Annotated in this window: 22 protein-coding genes; 11 read left to right on the forward strand and 11 right to left on the reverse strand. The window is 61.0% G+C overall.

The window, feature by feature from the left end:
- Positions 1-62 precede the first annotated feature (62 nt).
- Complete coding sequence (locus SSARUM2_RS11990) at positions 63-1,220, forward strand: serine hydrolase domain-containing protein (protein ID WP_060452663.1); 1,158 nt, start codon at positions 63-65, stop codon at positions 1,218-1,220.
- The gene (locus tag SSARUM2_RS11995; protein ID WP_049212350.1) at positions 1,220-2,437 is read left to right on the forward strand and encodes an MFS transporter; all 1,218 of its coding nucleotides are present in this window, start codon (positions 1,220-1,222) and stop codon (positions 2,435-2,437) included. The genes SSARUM2_RS11990 and SSARUM2_RS11995 overlap by 1 nt, the downstream gene beginning before the upstream one ends.
- On the opposite strand, the gene SSARUM2_RS12000 is transcribed toward SSARUM2_RS11995, so the two are convergent.
- Positions 2,364-3,239, reverse strand: a complete 876-nt coding sequence (locus SSARUM2_RS12000; protein WP_049212348.1) for an alpha/beta hydrolase — start codon at positions 3,237-3,239, stop codon at positions 2,364-2,366. The two genes, SSARUM2_RS11995 and SSARUM2_RS12000, sit on opposite strands and share 74 nt — an antisense overlap.
- A 148-nt stretch (positions 3,240-3,387) precedes the next feature.
- Between SSARUM2_RS12000 and SSARUM2_RS12005 the strand changes: the two genes are divergently transcribed.
- From SSARUM2_RS12005 to SSARUM2_RS12015, 3 genes are all read left to right on the forward strand, one after another.
- Positions 3,388-4,137 (forward strand): DeoR/GlpR family DNA-binding transcription regulator, encoded by a 750-nt coding sequence (locus tag SSARUM2_RS12005; protein WP_282488663.1) that lies wholly within the window; start codon positions 3,388-3,390, stop codon positions 4,135-4,137.
- A 12-nt stretch (positions 4,138-4,149) separates the two neighbouring features.
- Positions 4,150-5,217 carry an oxidoreductase gene (locus tag SSARUM2_RS12010; protein WP_060420655.1) on the forward strand — a complete coding sequence of 356 codons (1,068 nt, stop codon included), beginning with the start codon at positions 4,150-4,152 and terminating at the stop codon, positions 5,215-5,217.
- Between the two features lie 113 nt (positions 5,218-5,330).
- Entirely contained in the window at positions 5,331-6,713 is a 1,383-nt protein-coding gene (locus SSARUM2_RS12015) for an MFS transporter (RefSeq protein WP_120150957.1), read from the forward strand.
- Positions 6,714-6,752: 39 nt separating this feature from the next.
- On the opposite strand, the gene SSARUM2_RS12020 is transcribed toward SSARUM2_RS12015, so the two are convergent.
- From SSARUM2_RS12020 to SSARUM2_RS12040, 5 genes are all read right to left on the reverse strand, one after another.
- A complete protein-coding gene (locus SSARUM2_RS12020) occupies positions 6,753-7,154 on the reverse strand; it encodes a VOC family protein (protein ID WP_033634513.1) in 402 nt (133 codons plus the stop codon).
- A gap of 144 nt (positions 7,155-7,298) precedes the next feature.
- The gene (locus SSARUM2_RS12025; RefSeq protein WP_004928567.1) at positions 7,299-7,493 is read right to left on the reverse strand and encodes a ribbon-helix-helix protein, CopG family; all 195 of its coding nucleotides are present in this window, start codon (positions 7,491-7,493) and stop codon (positions 7,299-7,301) included.
- Between the two features lie 80 nt (positions 7,494-7,573).
- On the reverse strand, positions 7,574-8,362 hold the full coding sequence (locus SSARUM2_RS12030; protein ID WP_060452660.1) for a fused MFS/spermidine synthase: 789 nt from the start codon (positions 8,360-8,362) through the stop codon (positions 7,574-7,576).
- Between the two features lie 30 nt (positions 8,363-8,392).
- The gene (gene fabZ / locus SSARUM2_RS12035) at positions 8,393-8,848 is read right to left on the reverse strand and encodes a 3-hydroxyacyl-ACP dehydratase FabZ (protein ID WP_125460737.1); all 456 of its coding nucleotides are present in this window, start codon (positions 8,846-8,848) and stop codon (positions 8,393-8,395) included.
- Between the two features lie 188 nt (positions 8,849-9,036).
- On the reverse strand, positions 9,037-9,531 hold the full coding sequence (locus SSARUM2_RS12040) for a TIGR00645 family protein (protein WP_033655048.1): 495 nt from the start codon (positions 9,529-9,531) through the stop codon (positions 9,037-9,039).
- 215 nt (positions 9,532-9,746) lie between these two features.
- Between SSARUM2_RS12040 and SSARUM2_RS12045 the strand changes: the two genes are divergently transcribed.
- The gene (locus tag SSARUM2_RS12045; RefSeq protein WP_060452659.1) at positions 9,747-10,409 is read left to right on the forward strand and encodes a type II CAAX endopeptidase family protein; all 663 of its coding nucleotides are present in this window, start codon (positions 9,747-9,749) and stop codon (positions 10,407-10,409) included.
- Between the two features lie 22 nt (positions 10,410-10,431).
- Here the strand turns inward: SSARUM2_RS12045 and SSARUM2_RS12050 are convergent, their stop codons facing one another.
- Positions 10,432-10,725 (reverse strand): SelT/SelW/SelH family protein, encoded by a 294-nt coding sequence (locus SSARUM2_RS12050; protein WP_004928553.1) that lies wholly within the window; start codon positions 10,723-10,725, stop codon positions 10,432-10,434.
- A 126-nt stretch (positions 10,726-10,851) separates the two neighbouring features.
- Entirely contained in the window at positions 10,852-12,090 is a 1,239-nt protein-coding gene (locus tag SSARUM2_RS12055; RefSeq protein ID WP_060452658.1) for an FAD/NAD(P)-binding oxidoreductase, read from the reverse strand.
- Between the two features lie 191 nt (positions 12,091-12,281).
- Here SSARUM2_RS12055 and SSARUM2_RS12060 point away from each other — a divergent pair, with 191 nt between their 5' ends.
- The 3 genes from SSARUM2_RS12060 (at position 12,282) to adhP (ending at position 15,594) form a co-directional block, all read left to right on the forward strand.
- Complete coding sequence (locus tag SSARUM2_RS12060; RefSeq protein WP_080289930.1) at positions 12,282-13,067, forward strand: sulfite exporter TauE/SafE family protein; 786 nt, start codon at positions 12,282-12,284, stop codon at positions 13,065-13,067.
- Between the two features lie 17 nt (positions 13,068-13,084).
- Positions 13,085-14,374: a bifunctional sulfur transferase/dioxygenase Blh gene (gene blh / locus SSARUM2_RS12065; RefSeq protein ID WP_060452657.1), complete on the forward strand. Its 1,290-nt coding sequence runs from the start codon at positions 13,085-13,087 to the stop codon at positions 14,372-14,374.
- 203 nt (positions 14,375-14,577) lie between these two features.
- The gene (gene adhP / locus SSARUM2_RS12070; RefSeq protein WP_060452656.1) at positions 14,578-15,594 is read left to right on the forward strand and encodes an alcohol dehydrogenase AdhP; all 1,017 of its coding nucleotides are present in this window, start codon (positions 14,578-14,580) and stop codon (positions 15,592-15,594) included.
- A 60-nt stretch (positions 15,595-15,654) separates the two neighbouring features.
- Here the strand turns inward: adhP and SSARUM2_RS12075 are convergent, their stop codons facing one another.
- A complete protein-coding gene (locus tag SSARUM2_RS12075; protein ID WP_033648288.1) occupies positions 15,655-17,175 on the reverse strand; it encodes an aldehyde dehydrogenase family protein in 1,521 nt (506 codons plus the stop codon).
- Between the two features lie 275 nt (positions 17,176-17,450).
- Between SSARUM2_RS12075 and SSARUM2_RS12080 the strand changes: the two genes are divergently transcribed.
- Positions 17,451-19,214: a sigma-54-dependent Fis family transcriptional regulator gene (locus SSARUM2_RS12080; RefSeq protein ID WP_060452655.1), complete on the forward strand. Its 1,764-nt coding sequence runs from the start codon at positions 17,451-17,453 to the stop codon at positions 19,212-19,214.
- Positions 19,215-19,267: 53 nt separating this feature from the next.
- Here the strand turns inward: SSARUM2_RS12080 and SSARUM2_RS12085 are convergent, their stop codons facing one another.
- Complete coding sequence (locus SSARUM2_RS12085; RefSeq protein WP_125460736.1) at positions 19,268-20,185, reverse strand: ABC transporter substrate-binding protein; 918 nt, start codon at positions 20,183-20,185, stop codon at positions 19,268-19,270.
- Between the two features lie 149 nt (positions 20,186-20,334).
- On the opposite strand from SSARUM2_RS12085, the gene SSARUM2_RS12090 reads away from it, so the two are divergent.
- Positions 20,335-21,531 carry an MFS transporter gene (locus SSARUM2_RS12090; protein WP_049235067.1) on the forward strand — a complete coding sequence of 399 codons (1,197 nt, stop codon included), beginning with the start codon at positions 20,335-20,337 and terminating at the stop codon, positions 21,529-21,531.
- On the opposite strand, the gene SSARUM2_RS12095 is transcribed toward SSARUM2_RS12090, so the two are convergent.
- Entirely contained in the window at positions 21,528-23,621 is a 2,094-nt protein-coding gene (locus SSARUM2_RS12095; protein ID WP_060452654.1) for an EAL domain-containing protein, read from the reverse strand. The genes SSARUM2_RS12090 and SSARUM2_RS12095 overlap by 4 nt on opposite strands.
- Positions 23,622-24,483: the final 862 nt, after the last annotated feature.

Consider the following 24,483-nt stretch of genomic DNA (forward strand, 5'->3'; position numbering starts at 1 on the left):
GTTAATCACCACGCTCTATGCTCGGTGGCGACAGCATGGGCTGACTACCTGGAGCAATAAAGATGAATGAATACGGATCCTCCACCAACGCGATCGACGGCGCGCTAGAGAAAGCTTTGCGCGAAAAACGCTTGGTTGGCGCGGTCGTTTTGGTGGCGCAGGGCGGTGAGATCGTTTATCGACGCGCGGCGGGCATGGCGGATCGCGAAGCGGGCAAGCCGATGGCTTGCAATACGCTGTTTCGGCTGGCTTCGGTGTCCAAACCGATCGTGTCCACGGCGGCGTTGGCGCTGATGGCGCAAGGCGGCATGCGGTTAGACGATCCGATCACGCGTTGGCTGCCGAATTTTCGCCCGCGGCTGGCGGACGGCACCCAACCGTTGATGACGCTATGGCATTTGATGACCCACACCGCCGGATTAAGCTACCGTTTTTTCCAGCCGGAAGGGGGATTCTACGCTCAGTCGGCGGTCTCCGACGGCATGGATGAGGCGGCGGTAAGCCTGCAGGAAAATGTGCGGCGTATCGCTTCCGCGCCGTTGCTGGCTCCGCCCGGCGCGGCGTGGCGTTATTCCATCGCCACCGATGTGTTGGGCGCGGTTATTGAACAGGCGAGCGGCCTGCCGCTGGCGCAGGCGGTCAAAAAATGGGTGACCGGGCCGCTGGCGATGACGGATACCGATTTCCTGGCGGTGGACGCCGCGCGTTTGGCGGCCGCATACGCCGATCATGCCGGCGAGCCACGCCGCCTGCGCCAGCCGGATCGTTTACCGTTCATCGACGGCAGCGCCGGTTTTCATCTGTCGCCGGCGCGTGCGCTGGATCCGCAGGCGTACGCCTCCGGCGGCGCCGGCATGGTCGGATCGGCGGAGGATTTCCTGCGCCTGCTGGAAACGTTGCGCCAGGGGGGCGGGCAGGTGCTGCCGGCTGATTGGGTGGCGGCGCTGACCACCAACCAAATCGGCGATCTGCCGATGCCGTTTTGGCCTGGGCGTGGGTTTGGCCTGGGCATCACCGTGCTGAAAGATCCCGTCGCCGCGCAAACGCCGGAGTCCGTTGGCAGCTGGCGGATGGGCGGCACCTATGGCCACTCGTGGTTTGTCGATCCTGCCCGGCAGCTCAGCGTGGTGGCGTTTACCAACACGGCGCTGGAGGGGATGTCCGGCGCCTTTGTCGGCGAGATTTGTCAGGCGGTTTATACCGCGACGGGAGCGATGTGATGGGCCTGTTGCCACCGATTTTCTTCATCGCGCTGGGGCTGTTCGGCGTTTACTGCATCGAGTTTGGCGTAGTGGGTATCTTGCCGCAGATCATCGCGCGCTATGGCATCTCCACGGCGCAGGCCGGCTGGCTGGTCGGGGTCTTCGCCCTGACCATTGCGCTGTTCGGGCCGCTGTTGGTGCTGCTGGCGTCGCGGTTTAATCGCAAACGCATGCTGTTGATCGCGTTGGCTGTGTTTGCGGCAGCCAGCGCGCTGGCCGCTGAGGCGGACAGCTTTGCCATGCTCATGCTGCTGCGCATTTTGCCGGCGTTGTTTCATCCGATCTACTTTTCACTGGCGATGGTGGCGGCCGCGGCGCTTTATCCGCCGCATCTGGCCACCAAAGCAACCGCTTATGCGTTTATCGGCACCAGCATGGGCATGGTGTTGGGGATACCGTTGACGCAATGGATCGCCGGGCAGTTCAGTTACGAGGCGTCGTTCCGATTTTGCGCGCTGGTCAATCTGCTGGCGGCGCTGGGATTGCTGTGGCGCTTGCCTGATGCGGCCGTGCAGCGCCTCAGCTATGGCAAGCAGTTGGCCATCCTGCGCAGCGGCACGCTGTGGCTGAATATCACCACCTGCGTGCTGATCTTTGCCGCCATGTTTGCCGTCTACGCTTACGCGGCCGAGTACCTCAGCCGTGAAATCGGCCTCAGCGGCGGCGCCATCGGCTTGCTTCTGGTGGCGTTCGGTGTGGGCGGTGTCGCGGGCAACCTGTTGGCCGGCAAGTGGTTGAGCCGTCATCGTGCGGTGACGGTGTTGCTGCACCCGATAGCCTTGATGGCGGCCTATGCGCTGCTGTATTGCTACGGCAGCGCGAATATCGGTTCAATGACGGCGCTTTGTCTGTACTGGGGGGCGGCGCACACCAGCGGTTTGATCGTGACGCAGATCTGGCTGACCTCTGAAGCGCCGCAGGCGCCGGCGTTCGCCACCGGGCTGTATATCGCCTTTATCAACTTGGGCGTGGCGGTGGGTTCGCTGGTGGGCGGCTGGTTTATCGCTGCCTGGGGGCTACAGGGCAGCCTGCTGTGCGGGGCCATGTTTGCCGCACTGGCGGCGATCGCGATCGCCGCCAGGCTGTGGCTGCAACGGCAGGCTACGGTTGCGTTGCGTCAATCATCGCCATCACCTGCCGAAACATCGCGCTTTCCGCATCGGCCAGCTCGTTGACCAGCGTAAAGTGATTGCAGTGGCGATCGGCCAGCAGCTGGACGTCGAGGCCGCGCGCCAGGCAGGCGTCATAATAGGCCTGCGTCTGGTTTTTGAAGCCTTGGGTTTCCCGCTGGCCGACGTCGAGCAGGATCTGCGGCGCATGTTCTTTCGCCGGCAGCAAAAACAGCGGGCTGAGGGCTTGCGCCTGTTCGGGCGTCAGGTGCAGCCAGTCGTTGATATAGATATCGCACAGCGGCCGCAGATCGTAGAGGCCGCTCAGCGCCAGCGCGCCTTTGATCGCGTCGGGCGGCAGGCGATAGCGTTGCTGCCAGCCGTCGGCGATCAGCATGCCGCACAGGTGGCCGCCGGCCGAACTGCCGCTGACGAAAATGCGCGCCGGATCGATGCCGAAGGGCGCCCCGTGATGATAGAGCCAGGCGACGGCGCTGCGCACCTCGTGCACGATCTCCGCCAGCGTCGCTTCCGGCGCCAGCGTATATTCCAGCGTGGCGACCGCCACGCCGCGGCGGGCAAACGCGGCGGCCATCGAGCAGGCTTCCTCTTTGCGCTGTGAATGCCAGTAGCCGCCATGAATAAAGATCAGCAGCGGGGCGGGCTGTGCGCTGGCCGGGAACAGATCGAGGCGCTCGGCGGCGCTCATGCCGTAGCGCAGATCGTAAATGCCCGGCGTCTGCGCCCTGGCGCGCTGGGCCAGCGCGGCGTATTCCGCCATGCAGGCGTCAAAATCTTCCACCGAAGCGCGGGCGTTGTATTGCACGGCGCGCGCGCTCAGGTCTGCAAACGTCAGATCGATGCTCATCACTTCTCCTGATTGTTATGCGTTATGCCCTCATCGTCGTTCCGCAGGCGAAAAGATGTTTGATCTTCGGTGCGCATCATTGCGGCTTCTCTGTTGCTGTTTTCTGCTGTATATTGCTGTTTTATGCTTTTTACTGCGGAATAAACCCATGCACAAAGCGGCACGACAGCGCCATTTATTGGATTTGCTCAGCGAACGCGGGCAGGCGGCGGTGGCGGAATTGGCCGGCGCCATCGGCGTTTCGGTCGATACCGTGCGCCGCGATCTGGCCGATCTCGAGCGGCAAGGGTTGGCGCAGAAACATCACGGCGGGGCGATCGCGCTCGAACCGTCCGGCATGCCGCGCCAGGCGCGCGCGGTGCTGTTGCCGCAGGTCAAGCAGCGGCTCGGCCGCGCGGTGGCCGCGCAGATCCCGCCCGGCAGCACCCTGATGCTGGATGCGGGCAGCACGCTGCTGGCGGTGGCGCAGGCGCTGCGCGGGCCGGCCACGGTGATCACCGCTTCGCTGGATATCGCGCAGTGCCTGAGCGACAGGCCGGAGATCAACCTGATTCTGCTCGGCGGCCAGTGGGATGCGCGCCAGCGGCTGTTCGCCGGCAGCGCCACCCTGGCGTTGCTGGAACGCTACCGCGCGGATATCGCCTTGCTGGGCGCCTGTGCGGTGCATGCGCAGCTGGCGCTGAGCGCCGGCGACGAGGCCGATGCAGAGGTCAAACGCGCCATGCTGGCCAACAGCGGCGAGCGCTGGCTGGTGGCCGACCATATGAAGCTGGATCGCTGCGAACCGCATCACGTTGCGGATCTGGCGCAGATCCAACGGCTGTTTACCGATCGCCCGTGGGACAACCTGGACGAACAGTCACTGATTGAACTTTGTGTCGTCGCCGACGACCGCTAGAGGAGAACACTGATGAACGATACCGCTCGACCGTTGCAGGTGGCGCTGATTGGCTACGGCTTTGTCGGCAAGGCGTTTCACGCGCCGCTGATTAACGCGGTGCCGGGGCTGGAACTGAGCGTGGTGGCTTCGCGCGATGCCGCCAAGGTGCATGCCGATCTGCCGCACGCGCAGGTGATAGCCGATCCGCTGGAGGCCATCCGCCGGCCGGAGGTGGATTTGGTGGTGATCGCGTCGCCGAATGACACCCATGCGCCGCTGGCGCTGGCCGCGCTGGAGGCGGGCAAGCACGTGGTGGTGGATAAGCCCTTTACGCTGGACTTGGCGCAGGCGCGCACGCTGATTGCGGCGGCGGAAAAACACGATCGCCTGCTGTCGGTGTTCCAGAACCGCCGCTGGGACAGCGACTACCTGGGGGTGAAGCAGGTGATCGAACAGGGGCTGATCGGCAAGGTGACGCACTTTGAGTCGCACATCGATCGTTACCGCCCCGAAGTGCGGGTGCGCTGGCGCGAGCAGAACCTGCCGGGCAGCGGGCTGTGGTTTGATCTGGGGCCGCACATGGTCGATCAGGCGCTGCAGCTGTTCGGTTTGCCGCACAGCGTGCAGGCCAACATCGCCACGCTGCGCCCCAACGCGCAGGTTAACGACTGGGCCCACGTGGTGCTCAACTACCCGACGCACCGCGTGATCCTGCACGGCAGCATGCTGGTGGCGGGCGGCGTGGCGCGCTTTACCGTGCACGGCGAGAAAGGCAGCGTGGTCAAAACGCGCGCCGACGGGCAGGAGAGCCAACTGCTGGCCGGCGTGACGCCGGGCTCGGCGGAGTGGGGCAAAGACGACGACGCGATGAGCCTGTTTATCGGCACGGAGCCGGTGCGCACGCTGCCGACGCCGGATGGCGATCAGCGCCAGTATTACTTCCAGGTACGCGACGCCCTGCGCGGCGCCGGCAGCAATCCGGTTACCGCTGCGCAGGCGCTGGCGGTGATGGCGGTGCTGGAGGCGGCCACCCTGGCGGCGGAAACCGGCGTCACCCAAACCCTGCCGCTCACCGAGGCGGAGATCGCCGCCTGGTAACGGCTCGCGTCAGATAAGGCGTCAGACGCATGGATACAGTGCATGCCGTGCGTCTTCCGCCATTCCAACCCCTGACATAGGCTAATCCTCAGTCTATGTCAGGAGTGTTTATCATGTTATCCCATCCTTCGCCGCAGGGCGTCCGCGGCATATTGGCCGCACTGTCTCTGAGCATGCTGCTGTCATCGCTCGGCATCAGCATCGCCAACGTCGGGCTGCCGGCGCTCGCCGCCGCGTTCCATGCTTCGTTCCAGGCGGTGCAATGGGTATTGCTCTGTTATTTACTGGCCGTCACCACCTGCATCATCGGCATCGGCCGCCTCGGCGACAGCCTTAATCGCCGCCGCCTGCTGCTGGCGGGCATCGCGCTGTTTACCGCCGCTTCGCTCGCTTGTGCGCTGGCCCCGCAGCTTTGGCTGCTGCTGGCGGCGCGCATGGCGCAGGGGCTGGGGGGCGCGGTCATGATGTCGATCGCCATGGCGCTGGCGGGCGAGGCGCTGGGCACGGATAAAATCGGCCGCGCGATGGGTCTGCTCGGCACGATGTCGGCAGTGGGCACCGCGCTGGGGCCGTCGTTGGGCGGCGCGCTGATCGCCGGTTTCGGCTGGCGGGCGATGTTTCTTATCAATCTGCCGCTGGGGCTGCTGGCGCTGTGGCTTGCCTGGCGATACCTGCCGAATGGGCCGCGCGCGGCAGCGCGCCAGGAACCGTTCGATCGCGCCGGTACGCTGCTGCTGGGCGGCGCATTGCTCTGCTATTCGCTGGCGATGACCCTTGGGCGCGGCAACTTCGGTGCGCTCAACCTGGCGTTGATGCTGGGGGCGCTGTTGGCGGGGGCGCTGTTCATCGGCGTGGAACGCCGCGCCGCATCGCCGCTGTTGGCGCCGGCGATGTTTCGCCATCCGGCCCTGACGGCGGGGCTGGCGGCCAGCGCGCTGGTGATGACGGTCATGACCGCCACGCTGGTGGTCGGGCCGTTCTACCTGTCGCGCGCGCTGGGGCTAAGCGCCGCGCAGGTCGGGCTGGTGATGTCGGCGGGGCCGGCGGTGGCGATCCTGACCGGCATTCCGGCCGGTTATCTGGTGGATCGTTTCGGATCGCAGCGCATTGGCCAGTTTGGGCTGGCGGCGGTGGCCGCCGGGGCCGCGTTGCTGTCGCGGCTTAACCGCTGGGGCGTGCTCGGCTATGTTGGCCCCATCGCGCTGCTGACCGCCGGCTATGCGCTGTTTCAGGTGGCCAACAACACCATGCTGATGAAGGATCTGTTTCCCGAACGGCGCGGGCTGATCGCCGGCATGGTGAACCTGGCGCGCAATCTTGGGGCGATCACTGGCGCTTCGGCGATGGGGGCGCTGTTTTATCTGGCTTCGCAGCGGGTGGCGGGCGCCGCTGCCGCCGCGGCTTACGGCATGCAGGTGACCTACGGCATGGCGGCGCTGTTGGCGTTAGCGGCGCTGCTCATCGCCTTCGGCGGCCGCCGCCCGCGTCGGCGATGAATCCGTCTACGCCGGTGGCGATATGAACCGAACATTTCATCAGGCGAGATCGCCCCGGTACACCACATGGACCTTGTTGCCGTCGGGGTCGCGCAGGTAAGCGCCGAAATAGCCCTTGCCGTAATGCGCGCGTTCGCCGGGCTCGCCTTCACCGCTGCCGCCCGCCAGCAGGCCGGCGGCGTAAGCGCGTTTGACCTCCAGCTCATCGGCGGCGAGAAACGCCAGCATGCTGCCGTTGCCGGCGCTGGCGGGTTGCCCGTCGAAGGGTTGGTAAGCATAGAAACGCGGCAGCGTTTGGCCCGGCATCACCCAGCAGCGGGCGGCGGGGCCGCCGTCCGGCGTCACTTCCCGCCGTTGTAATCCCAGCGGCAACAGGATGGCGTCGTAGAAGGCGGCGGCGGCGTCCAGATCGCTGACGCCGACGGTAATATGGCTGAACATGGCGCTTCCTTTCCGAAGAGAGAGTATGAACGCATAAAACAGTAGCAGCGATATTGCCGAATGGACAGACCGCAACGGAGGATTCGGATTAGAGACGCGCGCAGGGGCAAAGCGCGCTTCACGGTGTGCGGGGCAGGCCGCCGCTCAATTGCTTTCGACGCGAGGATTGGCGTGAGTCGGTTGGCTGGGATAGTCCACCTGATGCTTGTGCAGATAATCGCGGATCAGCTGGCGCACCACCTGGGAAGGGGTGACGTCCTGTTGCAGGCACAGTTCCTCCAGGGCTTTTTTCTTGTCCGGGTCAATCAGCACCGTTAGCCGCGCCGTTTTCTTTTCCATCAGGATCCTCCAGAGAATGATAACTGAATGATAATACCATGTGGGCGAAGCGGCCAGCCAGACCGCGTCGCCGCCCGTCTTTAGCGGAAATGCAACCGCTCTATTTTGCGTGACAGGTAGCCGAGTTCGCAGTTGAACAGCTCGCCGCTGCCGGCGGCCAGGCTGCGCAGCGCGCTCAGCGGCAGCGTCACCTGGGCCGGCGTGGCGTAAATGATCACGTTGCCGCTGGGGGCGACGCAAAACAGTACGGTGCCGAATATTCGCTGCAGGCTGTGGTACAGCAGGCTGTTTTCGTCAGGCAGATCGTGGTAATTGAGCACCAGCCAGCCCCCGTCGTTCAGCCGCGCGGCGCAGTTTTCCAGGAAGGTCTGGGTGCCTTGCTGCGGATCCATGGCGAACGCCGAATAGAGATCGGAGAAGATCAGATCGTAGCGCGTCTCGACGGGCGGGCGCACGAAGTCCATGGCGTCGGCGGTGCGCAGGCTGATGGTGTCGGTGCCCGGCAGCGTAAAATAGCGGCGCGCGACGGCGATCACCGCAGCGCGCAGCTCGACGACGTCGAGGCGCATCGCCGGATCGAGCGCGTGCAGCGCGCGCAGCAGACTGCCGCCGCCCAACCCCAAAATCAACGCCGAGCTCGGCGGTTGCCAGGCCACCGCCATCAGCATCGCTTTGATGTAGTTGTGGATCGGCTGCGTGGGGTTGCTGAGGCTCATCTTGCTCTGTTCGCAGATGCCGTCAAACCGCAGCGTGCGGTAGTCCTTGTGATCGGAAACGATGATTTCGCCCCAGGCGTCGGCTTCACGAGCGATCACCTGGCCGCGCGGAGAGAAATCGAGGGTTCTGAGTAAGCTGTCAACCAGAGACATGGTATTCGCAGGGCTCCTTTGGCAAGCGGCCTATTTACGGGCGCACATGAAATCGGCGGTGCAAATGCGCCGGCCATCGATGCTGGCGCGGCCGGTAAAGCGGGCGATCGCCCCGCGCCGACGAACAAAAGCGACCTCCATCAGCACCTGGTCCCCGGGGCGGGCGGCGCGATAAAACCGCGCGCGCTGAATGGCGGCGAAATAGTAATGCTCCCCCTCATTCAGCGCCCCGAGATAGTAGTGGGCCAGCAGACCGGTGCTTTGCGCCAGCGCTTCCACCAACAGCACGCCGGGAAATCCGGCGAAGTGCGCGTGGCCGTTCCAGAACGTCGGCTCATTGGCGGTGATGTTCTTGATGGCGCTCAGCCGCCCTTCGGCAATGCAGGTGCCGGCGGGCAGCACGTGATCGACCAGCAGGCAGGGATAACGATGAGGCAAAATTGCCTGAATATCGTTGAATTGCAGGGGGTGACCAGTCAATGGCATGAGAGAGCGTGATCCTGTCTGCGGCGAAACCGGTGCGAGGGCCGGCGTTCAGTCCATGATGAGTGTAATAACATTATAATAAAATTATCATCAGATGTGCCAGATGAAAAAAACGACGGCGCAGAAACAGGCGAAGAGAGGGGCGAGAGGGAGGCACCCGATCCTGGCGATCGGGTGTGGCAGCGCGTTTAGTGCTTGGAGCGGGTCACTTTATCCAGGTAGCCCATCACGAAGGCGGACAGCACAAAGGTAAGGTGGATGATCACATACCACATCAGCTTGTTGTCCGGCACGTTCTTGGCGTCCATAAACACCCGCAGCAGATGAATGGAGGAGATGGCGACGATAGACGCAGCAACTTTGTTTTTCAGCGAGGTGGCATCCATTTTGCCCAGCCAGCTCAGCTTTTCTTTCCCTTCGGTGATATCCAACTGCGAGACGAAGTTTTCATACCCGGAGAACATCACCATCACCAACAGCCCGCCCACCAGCGCCATGTCGACCAGCGACAGCAGGGTCAGGATCAGATCGGCTTCGGCGACAGAAAAGATGTTGGGCAGGACGTGCAGGATTTCCTGAAAAAATTTGATCGACAGGGCGATCAGAGCCAGTGAAAGGCCGAAATAAACCGGCGCGAGCAACCAGCGGGAGGCGTACATCGCGTTTTCTAGCAAACGTTCCATCATAAAATTGTGTCAAATGCGTGGCCAAAAGAGCGCTCAGTATAACGCAGGTGGCCCGGGCGAAATCAACTGGTTGCCAATGGCTTGGAGAAATTTGCGAATGGACGCTCGCTGTGAACGGGTTCATGACAATGAGAACGCATGGGGATAAACTGCCGCGATATCTCACCTTGCTACTGTTTCGTCAAGGGCTGCTCAAAACTAAGGATGGTTATATGGTCGACAATGCGTTTATCGCGAGAACGCGAGCCGTCAACGGCTGCTTTTCCATGTTTTTGCTGATGTTCCTGATTACGTTTATTCCGCTGTTCCTTGAGAACAGAGCCGCCTTGATGCGACAAGGGCTATTGCTGCCGCTGCTGTATGGAATGGAGTTCATCGCTATCTTTTCGTTATACCTGCTCTTTTTCCGCCGCAGAGAAGGATTGGGCAAAGGCGAGGTTAAACGCAGCGATTTTGCACTGCTGCTGTTCGCGCTGTTGGTGATTCAGTTTATTTTCCCGCGTTTGATGGGCGTGGAGAAAACGGAAACCTGGGTGACGGAGCAGGTGGCATTGCCTGGCGAGATTTTGGCGCTCAATGCCGCTTTGTTGGTTTTCGTGGTCCCCATCTATGAAGAGATCGTATTTCGCGGCTGTCTGTTTAATGCGCTGATGTATTGGTTTAACGACAAGGTGCTTTGGGCCGCGTTAACGGTGTCTGTCATCTTTGCCGTTTTGCATACCCAGTACACCGATTGGCGCACATTGGCAGCTCTGGTGCTCATCTCGCTGGTGTTGACGGCCGCACGAGTCAAATCCAAAGGGATCTATTTGCCCATCGGACTGCATATGACCATGAACGGCGTCGTGATGGCGGCCAGCTATGCGTTAAGCTGAAGCCGTGCTTACCGCCCGATTTTCAGTGCCGGGCTTTTTTACCGTCGCTGTGGCCGAGAGAGCGATCGGGGAAGCTGTGATCGCGCAGCCGTTGCTTTAACTGCGCCGCATCGGGGAAACCGCCGTCAATCTTGCGATCCCAAATCATTACGCCATCGACGCTGATTTGATAGACCCCGCCGGTGCCCGGCATCAGGGTGACGGAGGCGAGATCGTCGCCGAAGGTGTTCAGCAGCTCTTGCGCCATCCAGCCGGCGCGCAGCAGCCAGTTGCATTGTGAACAGTAGTGGATCGTAACGGCGGGGGCATTTTTCATCGATGATCGACCGGTAGTGGTAACGGCTTGCAATCAGCCTGAGGAACCTGCAAACGATGGTGGCCTCGTCTCGCCAAATAGTCAAGCGTCTGCAGCGGCAGGAATGAGAGGGGGGCCGAGCGCGCGTCACGGCCGCTTGCTGCTGGCAAACCATTCAACCCCACGCAGCATGCCCGTCCAATAAAACCGGGGTAAAAACCAGGCTTTCAGCCACCAGGCCAGACGGCTGGGCTGGGTGGCGGCGAGCAGCGGAAACGTGGGCAGCAATTTACCGTCATAGCCAAACTCCGCCAGCACAACTTTGCCTTTCTCAACCGTCAATGGACAGGAACCATAACCATCATAATGGGCAGTGAGAGGCGCGCCCTGAATCAGCGCCGCGACGTTTTCAGCCACCACCACCACCTGCTTGCGGGCTGCCGCCAGGGTTTTGGCATTTGGCGTCGAGCAACAGTCGCCTACCGCAAAAATATCCGGCCAATGCTTATGCTGCAGCGTCGATTTATCCACATCGCACCAGCCGGCACCATCAGCGAGGCCGCTTTGCGAAATAAACGCCGGGGCCGATTGGGGCGGCACCACGTGGAGCATATCGAAGGGCAGAGTTAACTCGCGTTTTCCTTCTTCATTTGTCTCTACGGCAAATGTCGCTTGCCGCTTCTCGCCATCAACGCGGATCAAATGATGATTGAAATTGACCTGTGCTCGGTATTTTTCCAAATACTCGGTCAGCGGGGGAACAAATTGCGGAATGCCGAAAACCGCCGCGCCCGCAAGGCAGAAATTGACGTTAATATTATTCAGGATGCCTTGGCGACGCCAGTAATCGCATGACAGATACAAGGCTTTTTGCGGTGCGCCGGCGCACTTGATGGGGAGCGGTGGCTGAGAAAATATCGCCTGGCCGCCTTTCATTTCGCGGACCAGTTGCCAGGTATATTCGGCAAGATCAAAGCGATAATTAGAGGTGACGCCATTTAATCCCAGGGTTTCTTCAAGGCCCTCTATTTTATCCCAGCGTAAAATCAGTCCGCATGCAACAATAAGAAAGTCATAGTTTATTTTCCGCTCCTGGCGGGTCTCGATGTATTTTTGACTGGGCTCAACCCTGACCACACTATCCTGTATCCATGCGGTGCCTGAGGGCAGAACGGCATGCATGGAGCGCCGTGTTTTCGTGATATCAAAGAGCCCGCCGCCCACCAGAGTCCATGCTGGTTGATAATAATGACAGCCGTTAGGCTCCACTATCGTTATATCGATGTCTTTAACTCGCTTCCTTATGCTTGCCGCGATACCTATTCCGGATGAGCCGCCGCCAATAATAACGACGCTTTTCTGGGGGTTTATTTTTTCTGGTTTCATGCAGGCCTCCTTTCATAAGAAAGTAGGGGGTTGTCGCCCAGATTAAAAGCGAATTCATAGAACTTGTGGTTATATAAAAAATCACATATTCCATTTGGCTATATGTAATAACAAATCGAAATAAGTTATTTGACATTGCCGGTGAACTGATCGTTAATAAATGGCATGAGCATCATTAAGGGATTAACGCAGTGGATTTTTTCCATTTCAGTTTTTATATCGTGATGCTGTTAGTGGTCACCGGGGGAATTGTGGGATTTCTCCTGGCCCTGACCGGCGGCGGCGGCTCAATCGTCTGCGTGCCATTATTGCTGTATATGGTGAAAGTGCCGGATACGCATTTGATTATAGGGACCAGCGCCATGTCTGTGGCCATTAACGCGCTGATCAACCTGGCCGCGCACGCCTCCAAAGGCAACGTCAGGTGGCAGACCGGGCTTGTCGTTTCGCTGCTCGCCGTCATGGGGGCTCTGGCCGGCTCTCAGATGGGAAAAATCACGGACGGACACTACATAACCCTGCCTTTCTCCCTGTTGATGCTGGTGGTCGCCGGATTGACGCTGAAAAGAAATCCCCTTGCCGGCAACCCCTTGCCGTCCTCCCATGCTGCCGTTCATCCCGCCATCATATGGCCCAGCGTTCTCGCGCTGGGCGGGCTGGCGGGCTTTCTGGGCATTGGCGGCGGATTTTTGGTTGTGCCGGCGCTGGTCTGGTTTTTTCGCTTCTCGATGGTTGAGGCGGTGGCAACCTCACTGGTGGTCGTGGCGGCCATGGGGCTGTCGACCAGCGCCAGCTACGCCATGTCCGGAAAGGTGTCGCTCGCCATTACGTGTTGGCTCATCGTCGGCGGCGTTCTGGGGGGCGTGGTGGGGGTGGCGCTCGCCGAGCGCCTGAAAAAACGCGAGGGCATTATCAACGTGCTCTATGCCCTCATGCTCCTGGCGCTGGCCCTGTATATGTTATTTAAAAGCCTATGAAACGGAAGGAAACAAACATGCGCATCCGCACTTACCACCCTCAACTCTCCTTTTCGGGCGCGCCCGAAGCGAGTGATTTCAAGGCGCTGTCTCAACAGGGCTACTGCCTTATCGTCAACAATCGGCCGGATGAGGAGCCGGGGGAGTATCTTGACCATCAGCAAGAGAAAGCGTTGGCTGAACAAGGGGGAATGCGCTACGTCTATCTCCCTTATACGTTCGATACGCTGACCTGGGAGACCGTTTACACCTTCCAGTTTCTGTTGCGGCAAGGCAAGAAAACCCTGGCGCACTGCAGAAGCGGAGCTCGCTCTGCCTGCCTTTCCCTGCTGTATGCGCTGCGCGAAGGTCAGATAGATGAAGCGCAATTTCGCCGCCAATGCGACGAATACGGCGCGGACGCCGATAAGGCGCTCAGCTGGTACTACAAGCATCGATCCGTGCGGGCCACGGCGGAAGTTCACGCGTTTTATGAGCCGGAAAGCGGCAGCCTGCAGTATGTGGTTGCCGATCCCGAGGCGCGCCGCTGTGCGATTATCGACCCGGTGCTGGATTTTGACCGCCGATCGGGCACGGTCTCGCATCAACAGGCCAACGATATCCTGAATTTTATCCATCAACGGGGGTGGGGAGTGGCCTGGGTGCTGGATACGCACCCGCACGCCGATCATTTTTCGGCCGCCACCTGGCTGGCGCAGAAAACCGGCGCCTTCACCGGCATCGGTGAAAAAATTACCGCCGTTCAGGGGCTGTGGGAAGAGATCTATAATTTAAAAGACCTGCCTGCGGCCAATACCGTCTGGGATGCGCTGTTCGCGGACGGCGACGTCTTTTTTATCGGCAACCTGCGCGCTGAAGTCCTGCTGTCTCCCGGGCACACGCTGGCGTCCGTCACTTATTACATTGCGGATGCGGCGTTTATCCACGATACGTTCTTCATGCCGGACAGCGGTACCGCAAGGGCCGATTTTCCTGGCGGCAATGCGGAAGCCTTGTGGGAGTCATTGCAGCGGATCTTGAGCCTGCCGGCGGATACCCGCCTGTTTACCGGCCATGATTACCGCCCGGCGGGGCGTGAGGCCCGCTGGGAAAGCACCGTGAGAGAGCAGCGCGAGAACAATCCCTGGGTGGTCAACATGGATAAATCCCGCTTTATTGCGCAAAGAAAGCAGCGGGACGCCACGCTGCCGCACCCGGAACTCATGCTGATGGCGCTGCAGGTCAATATTCGCGGTGGCGTGTTGCCTGACTGCGAAGACGATGGGCAACGCTACCTGAAAATTCCCGTGAATCGATTTAAGCGGTGAATCAAGCCAGAGGTGCGCGATCGTTCGTCGCCGCTGCGGTCAATGCGAATGAGATCGCGCCGTCTGTTAATTGTTTTTTATGAAATAATCATGCTGGTTCATATTTAATTATTTGTTTTTACACAAATCATGCGGCGCTTGCCCTCACCGAATACAGTCACTACATTAACAACTCTACTTCCCACTCTGCTAAGGAAAACACCATGAAAGCTGCCGTAGTGACGAAAAACCATACCGTAGACATTCAGGATAAAGTGCTGCGCCCGCTGAAGCACGGCGAAGCGGCGTTGAAAATGGAGTGTTGCGGGGTGTGCCACACCGATTTGCACGTGAAAAACGGCGATTTCGGAGAGGTGCCGGGCATTACGTTGGGGCATGAGGGCATCGGCGTGGTCTCCGCCGTCGGTGAGGGCGTCACCTCGCTAAAAGTGGGTGACCGCGCCAGCGTCGCCTGGTTTTACCAGGGTTGCGGCCATTGCGAATACTGCGTCAGCGGAAACGAAACCCTGTGCCGTTCGGTGAAAAACGCCGGCTACAGCGTTGACGGCGGCATGGCGGAAGAGTGCATCGTGGTGGCGGACTACGCGGTGAAAGTGCCGGACGGGCTCGATTCTTTCGCCGCCAGCAGCATCACCTGCGCCGGCGTCACCACCTACAAGGCGGTGAAAATTTCCGATATCAAGCCGGGGCAGTGGATCGCCATCTATGGCCTGGGCGGGCTGGGCAACCTGGCGCTGCAGTACGCCAAGAACGTGTTTAACGCCAAGGTGATCGCCATCGACGTCAACGACGGCCAGTTGGAGTTCGCCAAACAGATCGGCGTCGATCTGGCCATCAATTCCAAAACGCAAAACGCCGAGGAGATCATTCAGCAGCAAACCGGCGGCGCTCACGCGGCGGTGGTGACGGCGGTGGCGAAAGCGGCCTTCAACTCGGCGGTCAATGCGGTGCGCGCCGGCGGTAAAGTGGTGGCGGTGGGGCTGCCGCCGGAGAGCATGGATCTGAGCATTCCGCGCCTGGTGCTGGACGGCATTCAGGTGGTGGGTTCGCTGGTGGGCACGCGCGAAGATCTGAAAGAGGCGTTCCAGTTCGCCGCCGAAGGCAAAGTGACGCCGAAAGTGACCAAGCGGCCGCTGGGCGATATCAACGCCATCTTCGACGAGATGAAGGCGGGCACCATTCGCGGTCGCATGGTAATCGATCTCGGCATGGCGAAGTAACCGTTGCTAAACTAAAAAGGAAGGCCACCTGCGGGTGGCCTTCTGGTTGTTACGCCCGGCTCAGAACAGGCCCAGCGGTTTGGCGTCGTAGCTGACCAGCAGGTTTTTCACCTGTTGATAGTGCGACAGCGCCGCCTTGTGGGTCTCGCGCCCGATGCCGGAGTTCTTGTAGCCGCCGAACGCGGCGTGCGCCGGATACAGGTGGTAACAGTTGGTCCATACGCGCCCGGCCTTGATCGCGCGGCCCATGCGATAGGCGCGGTTGATGTCACGGGTCCACAGCCCGGCGCCCAGCCCGAACTCGGTGTCGTTGGCCAGCGCCAGCGCTTCGGCTTCGTCTTTAAAGGTGGTGACGCCGATCACCGGCCCGAAGATCTCCTCGCGGAAGAAGCGCATGCTGTTGTTGCCGGTAATCAACGTCGGCTGCAGGTAGAAACCGTTTTGCAATTCATCCCCATGCTGCGTGCGTTTGCCGCCGGCGAGGATGTTGCCGCCCTCATTCTTGGCGATGTCGATGTAGGACAGGATCTTATCGTACTGTTCTTGCGACGCCTGCGCGCCGAGCATGGTGTCGGTGTCGAAGGGATCGCCCTGGCGGATGGTGGCGATGCGCGCCAGCACTTTCTCCATAAACTGCGGATAGATAGATTCTTCAATCAGCGCGCGTGAAGGGCAGGTGCAGACCTCCCCCTGGTTGAAGAAACCGAGCACCAGCCCCTCAACCGCCTTGTCGATGAACTCCGGCTCCGCCTGCATGATGTCGGCGAAATAGATGTTGGGCGATTTACCGCCCAGCTCGACGGTGCTGGGGATGATGTTTTCCGCCGCGCAGGCGAGGATGTGGCGGCCGATCGGCGTGGAGCCGGTGAACGCGATCTTCTCGATGCGTTTGCTGCGAGCCAGCGCTTCGCCGGCCTCGGCGCCGAAGCCTTGCACCACGTTGAGCACGCCCGGCGGCAGCAGATCGCCGATCTCTTCCATCAGCACGCTGATGCCGAGCGGGGTCTGTTCCGCCGGTTTCAGCACCACGCAGTTACCGCCCGCCAGCGCCGGCGCCAGTTTCCAGGCGGCCATCAGCAGCGGGAAATTCCACGGGATGATCTGGCCGACCACGCCCAGCGGTTCATAGATATGGTAGGCCACGGTGTTCTGGTCGATCTCCGCCGCGGTGCCTTCCTGCGCGCGCAGGCAGCCGGCGAAGTAACGGAAATGGTCGACCGCCAGCGGCAGATCGGCATTCAGGGTTTCGCGGATCGGTTTGCCGTTGTCCCAGGTTTCGGTCAGCGCCAGCATCTCCAGCCGCGATTCGATGCGATCGGCGATCGCCAACAGCACGTTGGAACGCGCCTGCACGCTGGTTTTGCCCCAGGCGTCCGCCGCCGCGTGCGCCGCGTCGAGCGCCAGCTCGATGTCCTTGGCGTCGGAACGCGGGAATTCGGCGATCGGCTGGCCGGTCACCGGCGAGGTGTTGGTGAAGTAGTTGCCGGATACCGGTTCGACGAATTTGCCGCCAATGTAGTTGCCATAGCGTTTGCGGAACGAAACCAGCGAGCCAGGCAAACCGGGGTGGACATATTTCATGTTAAGCACCTCTCTGCAGATGAAAATCAGCGCTATTGGGCTGCGCCTGTGAATGCGGCATGCCGCCGCAGCACAGAGAAGCACGGCGCGTGCCAGATTAACGAAAGGCGAGAATGATGATAAAAAGGGCTTATTTATTAGCGTGTTAAAAAATGATGTGGCTTAGCGAATCGGGCGATTCCGCCGCCGTCGGTGTTTTTTTGTGTCCCGTGTCGCAACGCTTGATACACATCTGTGATACATGTTTGCAACACACGCAAACGGGGGAGAAACGCATGTTGCCTGACGACCGCTTGCCCACCGAGGGCGCCAGTCCGCTGGCGGAATCCTGGCAGCGCAGCCGGGGCTACGGCCTGACGCGCGCCGATCGCCATATCCCGTTTATCAAAGCCGGACTGCTCGAAGAGCTGCGCAGCCGCAACGACTGGGTACCGCAACGGGTACAGCCGCTGATCGAGCAGCTGGGCGCGCAAATTACGCGCCAGCCCGCCATTGTGGTGATCGCCGACGCCGACGGGCTGGTGCTGGAAACCCGCGGCAATACCGACTTTTTGCACAAGGCGTCGCGCTTTGCGCTGGCGCCGGGCAACCAGTGGGGAGAAGCGGAGCGGGGCACCAACGCCATCGGCACCGCGCTGGCGCTGGGCGCGTTCTGCGAAGTGCGCGGCGGCCAGCATTTCCTCAACCAAAACGCCGGGTTGAACTGCACCGCCGCGCCGATCTATCGGCCGGATGGCCGCATTGCCGGCATACTGGATCTCTCCGCCCCCGCGCAGCGGCCGTATCGCGATGCGCAGCGCCTGATCATGCAGGCGGTGCGGCATATCGAACACCGCTGGGTCAGAAGCGCGATCGCCGATCGTCACTGGACGCTGCGCCTGCACGCCGATGCCGGTCGTCTGGGCAGCGCGCAGGAGCTGCTGCTGGTGTTTCACGACGAAGTGCTGGTCGCCGCCAATCGGCTGGCGATGATGGAGTTTCAGCTCTCGCCGGCCGCATTCGGCTCCGTCGAGTTCGCCCAGCTGTTCCCCGATCTGTTGCGACAGCCCTCCGGCGCGCCGCGTCAGACGCTGGCCGGCAATCAACGGCACTATTATTCTCTGCTCGAGGCGCCGCAGCGCCGCGTCAGCGCCCTGCGTTCCACGCCGCCGGCGGAATGGCATGACGAGCAGCATCAGAAAGCGCTGCGGATCCTCAACGCCGGCCTTTCGCTGTGCGTGACCGGCGAAACCGGCTGCGGTAAAGAGCACTTCAGCCGACGCCTGTTTCAAGAGAGCCGCTGGCGCAACGGCAACTTCGTGGCGATCAACTGCGCGGCGCTGCCCGAGCCGCTGATCGAATCCGAGCTGTTCGGCTATGCGCCGGGGGCGTTTACCGGCGCCAACCCGAAAGGCTATATCGGCAAGATCCGCGAGGCGGACGGCGGCGTGCTGTTCCTCGATGAAATCGGCGACATGCCGGCGGGCCTGCAAACGCGGCTGCTGCGGGTGTTACAGGAAAAAACGGTCACGCCGCTCGGCAGCCGCAGCGCTTATCCGGTCGATTTTGCGCTGGTCTGCGCCACGCACCACGATCTGCATCGGCAGGTTGAGGCGGGGGCGTTTCGCGAGGATTTGCTGTACCGCATACAGGAATACAGCCTGCTCATTCCGCCGCTCCGAGAGCGGGCGCAGCTGGAGGCCTTTATTATGCAGCTGTGGCGAGAGTTGGGCGGTGAGCGGCGCGACATTCGCCTGCTGCCGGAAGCGCTGGCGATGCTGGCGCGCTACCCGTGGCCCGGCAACGTGCGGCAGCTGTTGAGTACGCTCAAGGTGCTGCTGGCGCTGGCGGACGATCATGCGGTGCTCACTCTGGACGATCTGCCGCAGTCCATCGCGGTGCTGGCGCCGCGCCAGGAGAGCGCCGATACCGGCTTGGAGGCGCTGCAGGCGGCGATCGACAGGGCGGGCGGCAACCTCAGCCGGGCGGCCAAGGCGCTCGGCGTTTCGCGCAGCACGCTGTACCGCAAGCTGGGAAGGCAGAAAGCGGCGGCGGAATGACACTTCTCGATTGAGCGGCGATAAGGCCCCGCTGCGCGGAGCCTGTTGCTCTCTCAATCCCCCAGCCCCGGCGGGTTAATCTCCGAATGGGTGATCTTCTCGTCGCTCTCCGCCCAGCGATCCAGCACCTGCAGATAGCTGCCGTTGGCGATGGCGCTGTTGAGCGATGCCTGCACCGCATCCACCAGGCCATTGCCTTTCTTCAGCGTGACGGCGATGTTGGCGGTCTTCGGCCAGCCGCCGGGCACGATGCCTACCAGCCGGGTTTTGCCGGTCAGCCGCGCCTGATAAGCGCCGGAGACGTTGGGGCCGAAGGTGGCGTCGGCGCGGCCGGACTGAATGGCCAGCGTGGAGGCGGCCTTGTCGGTGACATACACCGGCTGCAGCGGCGCCAGCCCCTTGGCGCGGTTCTCCTTGTCCCAGGCCAGCAGCACCGCTTCCTGATTGGTGCCGGAATCGACGATGATCTTTTTACCGGCGATATCCGGCGCGGTGTTGATCTGGGTGATTTTACTGTCGGATTTGACGTAGAACCCCAGCGTATCCTGGCGATAGGTGGCGAAATCGAATTTGGTCTTGCGTTCGTTGGTTACGGTGATGTTGTAAACCGCGGCGTCATATTTGCCGGAGGCCACCCCCAGCGGCCAGTCTTCCCACGAGGTGGGCACCAGTTTGAGTTTCAATCCCAAGCCGTCGGCCACCAGGCGCGCGATGTCCGCCTCGCTGCCGATCACCGTTTTATTGTCGCGGGCGTACAGGCCGAACGGCGGGCCGCTGTCCAGCAGGGAAATGGCCACCGTCAGCGTGCCGGGTTCCACGAACTTGAAATCGGCGGGGATTTTGGCCACGGCTTCGGCGCTCTTCACCGTGTGGATCGGCGTTTCGTTGGCGACGAGATCCACCCCTGGCGCGGCCGCGGCGGAAAAGCTCAGCAGCGCCGCCATCACAATCATCTTTTTGCTATATATCATTATGTTAATTACCTTCATTATTATGGGTGTCACAAGGTCGTTGCACTATCTCTAAAGGCGGCAGATCTGTGAACGAACAAAATCAACTATCCAATCTTGGAAATGTCATGAAGCGCCGCCGGTGGCGCTGAATCTCTCGAGGATGAACCATGCTGTCGCGTTTCGCTACGTTGGGCCGCATACCGCGCGGCGTGTGGGTGTTGGGTGGGGTGAGCCTGCTGATGGACGTCTCCTCGGAAATGATCCACAGCCTGCTGCCGCTGTTTATGGCGACGACGCTCGGCGCCAGCGTGATCGTCATCGGGCTGATCGAAGGGCTGGCGGAGGCGACGGCATTGATCGTCAAGGTGTTCTCCGGCGTGCTGAGCGACTATCTCGGCAAGCGCAAAGGGTTGGCGCTGCTGGGCTACGGGCTGGGCGCCATCAGCAAACCGTTTTTCGCCATCGCGTCGTCGTCCGGCATGGTGATGAGCGCGCGCCTGCTGGATCGCGTGGGCAAAGGCATCCGCGGGGCGCCGCGCGATGCCCTGGTGGCCGACGTGACGCCGCCGGAGATTCGCGGTGCGGCCTTCGGGCTGCGCCAGTCGCTGGATACCGTCGGTGCCTTTTTAGGGCCGCTGCTGGCCGTCGGCCTGATGCTGCTGTGGCACAACGATTTTCGCGCCATCTTTTGGGTGGCGGCGATCCCGGCGGCGCTGGCGATTGCGCTGCTGTTTTTTGGCCTGAAAGAGCCGGCCGCCGCGATAACCCACAAGCGCACCAACCCGATCACCCGCGCCAATCTGCGGCTGCTGGGGCGCGGCTATTGGTGGGTGGTGGGTATCGGCGCCGTCTTCACGCTGGCGCGCTTCAGCGAAGCGTTCCTGGTGCTGAAGGCGCAGCAGGGCGGCACGCCGCTGGCGTTGATCCCGCTGGTGATGGTCGCCATGAATCTGGTCTACGCTTGCTCGGCCTATCCGTTCGGTAAACTGTCCGATCGCATGAGCCATGAAGGATTGCTGAAAGCCGGGCTGCTGGTGCTGATCGCCGCCGATGTGGTGTTGGCGCTGAGCGATCATTGGGGCGGGGTGCTGTTTGGCGTGGCGCTGTGGGGCGTGCACATGGGTATGACGCAGGGACTGTTGGCGGCGATGGTGGCGCATACCGCGCCGGCGCACCTGCGCGGCACCGCGTTCGGCATGTTCAATCTGATCAGCGGCGTGGCGCTGCTGCTGGCGAGTCTCGGGGCCGGAACCCTGTGGGAGCTGTTCGGTTCCGCCTCCACCTTCTACGCCGGGGCGTTCATCTGCGTGGTGACGCTGGTCGGCATGCAGCTGGCGCCGTTCGGCGAACGGCGGGGCGCTTAACGGCCGTCGACAAGTTGCGGCATCGCCTGCAGCAGCTCGGGCACCCGCTGGGATTCCACAGCCCGGCTGAACAAATAACCCTGGCCAATATGGAAACCGGCTTCGCACAGCGTTTGCCGCTGCTGCTCGGTTTCCACGCCCTCGGCGATGATATCGATCGACAGTTTCTGGCCGAGGATGCCGATGCTTTCCACGATCGCCAGGATCGCCGGTTCGGTATTCATCCGTTGAACGAAGTCGCAGTCCAGCTTAATGCAGTCCAGCGGGTAATCCATGATATGGCTGAAGGAGGAGTGGCCGGTGCCGAAATCGTCCAGCGCGATGCGGATGCCCATCTCCTTGAGCATTTGCAGCGCGCGCAGCACGTACTTCGAGCCGTGCTTGTTGAACGCGTGTTCGGTCACTTCCAGTTCGATCAGAGGGTGGGGAATGTGGAACTTCAGCAGACGCTGCAGGAAGGTTTCGGCGTAGTTGTCGCGTAAAAACTCGATCGGCGACACGTTCAGCGAGATGGGCCGCACCGCCACGCCGGCCGCGCGCCAGCGGGCGATATCGGCGAAGACCTTCAGCTGCATGGCCTCGCTGATCTTGGTCGCCAGCTCGTAGTCGTTGAACGCCTCGCTTACCGTTGCCGGCAGCTGCACGCCGTTGATCGGGCAGTGCCAGCGCAGCAGCGCTTCAAAGCCGACGATGCTGCCGTCGGTCAGGCAGACCTTCGGCTGGTAGCTGGGACGGATGCAGTTGTCGCGCACGATCTGGCGTGCGTAGTTGAGCTGGCTGGCGCGGGCGCGCGCTTTGTCCATCATTTTGCGGTCGAACATATAGACGCCGCCGCGGCCGCCGTCTTTCAGCTCATACAGCGCGGTATCGGCGCATTTCATCAGCTCTGAAGCGTCGCGCGCGTCTTTGGGATAGATGGCGCCGCCGAGGCTCATGCCGCAATGCAGCGTCTTGCCGCCGTGGGTGATCGGCGTCTCCAGCTGCAGCAGAAACTTGTTGGCGATGCGGAAAATATCCTGCTCGTTTTCGACGTCGCTGATCACCACTGCGAACTCGTCGCCGCCGAGGCGGGAGACAAACGAGTGCGCATTCATGCAGGCGCTGAGTCTTTTACCCAAGATCCGCAGCAGATGATCGCCCGCCGCGTGGCCCAGCGTGTCGTTCACCAGCTTGAAGTGGTCAAGATCCAACAGCATCAGCCCGAGGGACTTGTTGCCGTGCAGAGCGCGCTTCATCTCTTGCTTCAGCTTTTTCTTGAAGAGGCGCCGGTTGGGCAGGCCGGTCAATTCGTCATATTCGCTGGCGAGCAACAGACGTTGTTCCATCACGCGCTGTGAAGTCACGTCGCGCGAGACGCACAAGATCTCGGCCACGGCGCCGTGTTCGTCGCTGACCGGCGTGAGAATGTTGTCCCAGTGCTGTTTTTTACCCTGCGGCGTCACGCTCAATCCGGTGAAGCGCGCATTCTTTCCGGCTCTGACGCTGCGCAGCGCCTTACTGCCGCGGCGCCGGATCTCGGGCGACAGCAGTCCCAGCCAGGGCATGCCAAACTCTTTTTGCGCCGGATCAAGGCCAAGGGCCAGGCTGCCGGAGCGGTTCATGTGGCGCAGCGTGCCGTCGTGATTGATCACTTTGATGCAGTCGACGCTGGCGTCCAGCATGTCTTGCTGGATAGAGAGCGCCTGAACGTTTTGCTGGCGCTGCAGCATTTGCGGATGGATGTCGGTCGCCGTGAGGTACCAGCTGAGCTCCAGCGCCATGCCGTCCTGCCGGGCGTTGAACGCCAGCATAAACCAACGGTAGGCGCCGCTGCGATCGCACAGGCGGGCTTCGCCGGCGAACGAGGAAAGGGCCACGATCGCCTGGCGCCATTGCGCGGCCAGCCGCTCGCGATCGTCGGGGTGCAGGGCATCGAGCCAGTCGGCGGCGCCGTGTTCACCGGCGATGGCGCCGGTATAGTCGCGCCACTGTTTATTGAAGTAACCGCCAAGGCGGTTGCCGAAGCAAATCAGGCCGGGCAAGTCGTCTACGATTTCGCCATAGAGATCAATCGGATTTTTGTTATTGCTCTGCTTGGGCAACAGGGTCATGCGATATTTCCTCGGAAAATTACCCATATTCTCGCTCTAGGGCAGAGCTTCTTTCAATATAGTCTTGCCAATTAAAATGGGAATAGCCAGCGGGCGCGGCTAAAAATCGGCCCGCCAGCATGGAATACATCCCGCGTGAACGCATTAGGAATACTCCTGTTATTTATAAGCATCCCTTATATTGCAGCGAAAAATAAGTAATCGGACCACGCCGCGTTATTGCCGTGAAAATTAATCATTCCTGATGTTTCTCTGTGGCCAAATGTTCAGTCGCCATGATGTACTTCCGAACGGTATTCTGCCTGCTCTATGCGGTAACACTGACAAAAACCCCAGTCCAGACGGTGATAAACGCCATTTTATGCACTCTGCAACGCCCGTCATCGCCCGTTCACTGGGGCTTAGCGAAAAAATCATGATGCAAATCAAGAAATGTTTTGTTTCATCTGTTGACACTTTGCTTACGTGTGAGATAGCCTCGCGAATGATAATCATTAGCAAAACTGGATGGTGGCGCAAATGCATTCACGTAATTTTCTTCGGGTAACGGTTCGGATAACCGGCAACGGTCACAACACGAGACCACGTCTGCTGTGGTCTCTGGCAACGAGACAAGGTATCGAACGGCCGTTGTCATCCGCCCCTTTGAGCGGCATCTCAACTTAGCCTCAACGCGCAAACTCTGGAATCAAACCCTTGCCGGATCAATGCGCCTATTATTTCCGTGCATTTTGCACGGACATATCGCGATCTCACGCAGTTGCATCAGTTCTCAATCATGGGTAAGGAGGCATCGGGTAGTTAAAAGTCAATTGTAAAGGGATAGGCAAAAAGAGTGGGGCGTATCGGGTGATCGCTATTC

It is taken from the genome of Serratia sp. K-E0102, from assembly GCF_029962625.1.
GTDB lineage: Bacteria > Pseudomonadota > Gammaproteobacteria > Enterobacterales > Enterobacteriaceae > Serratia > Serratia sarumanii.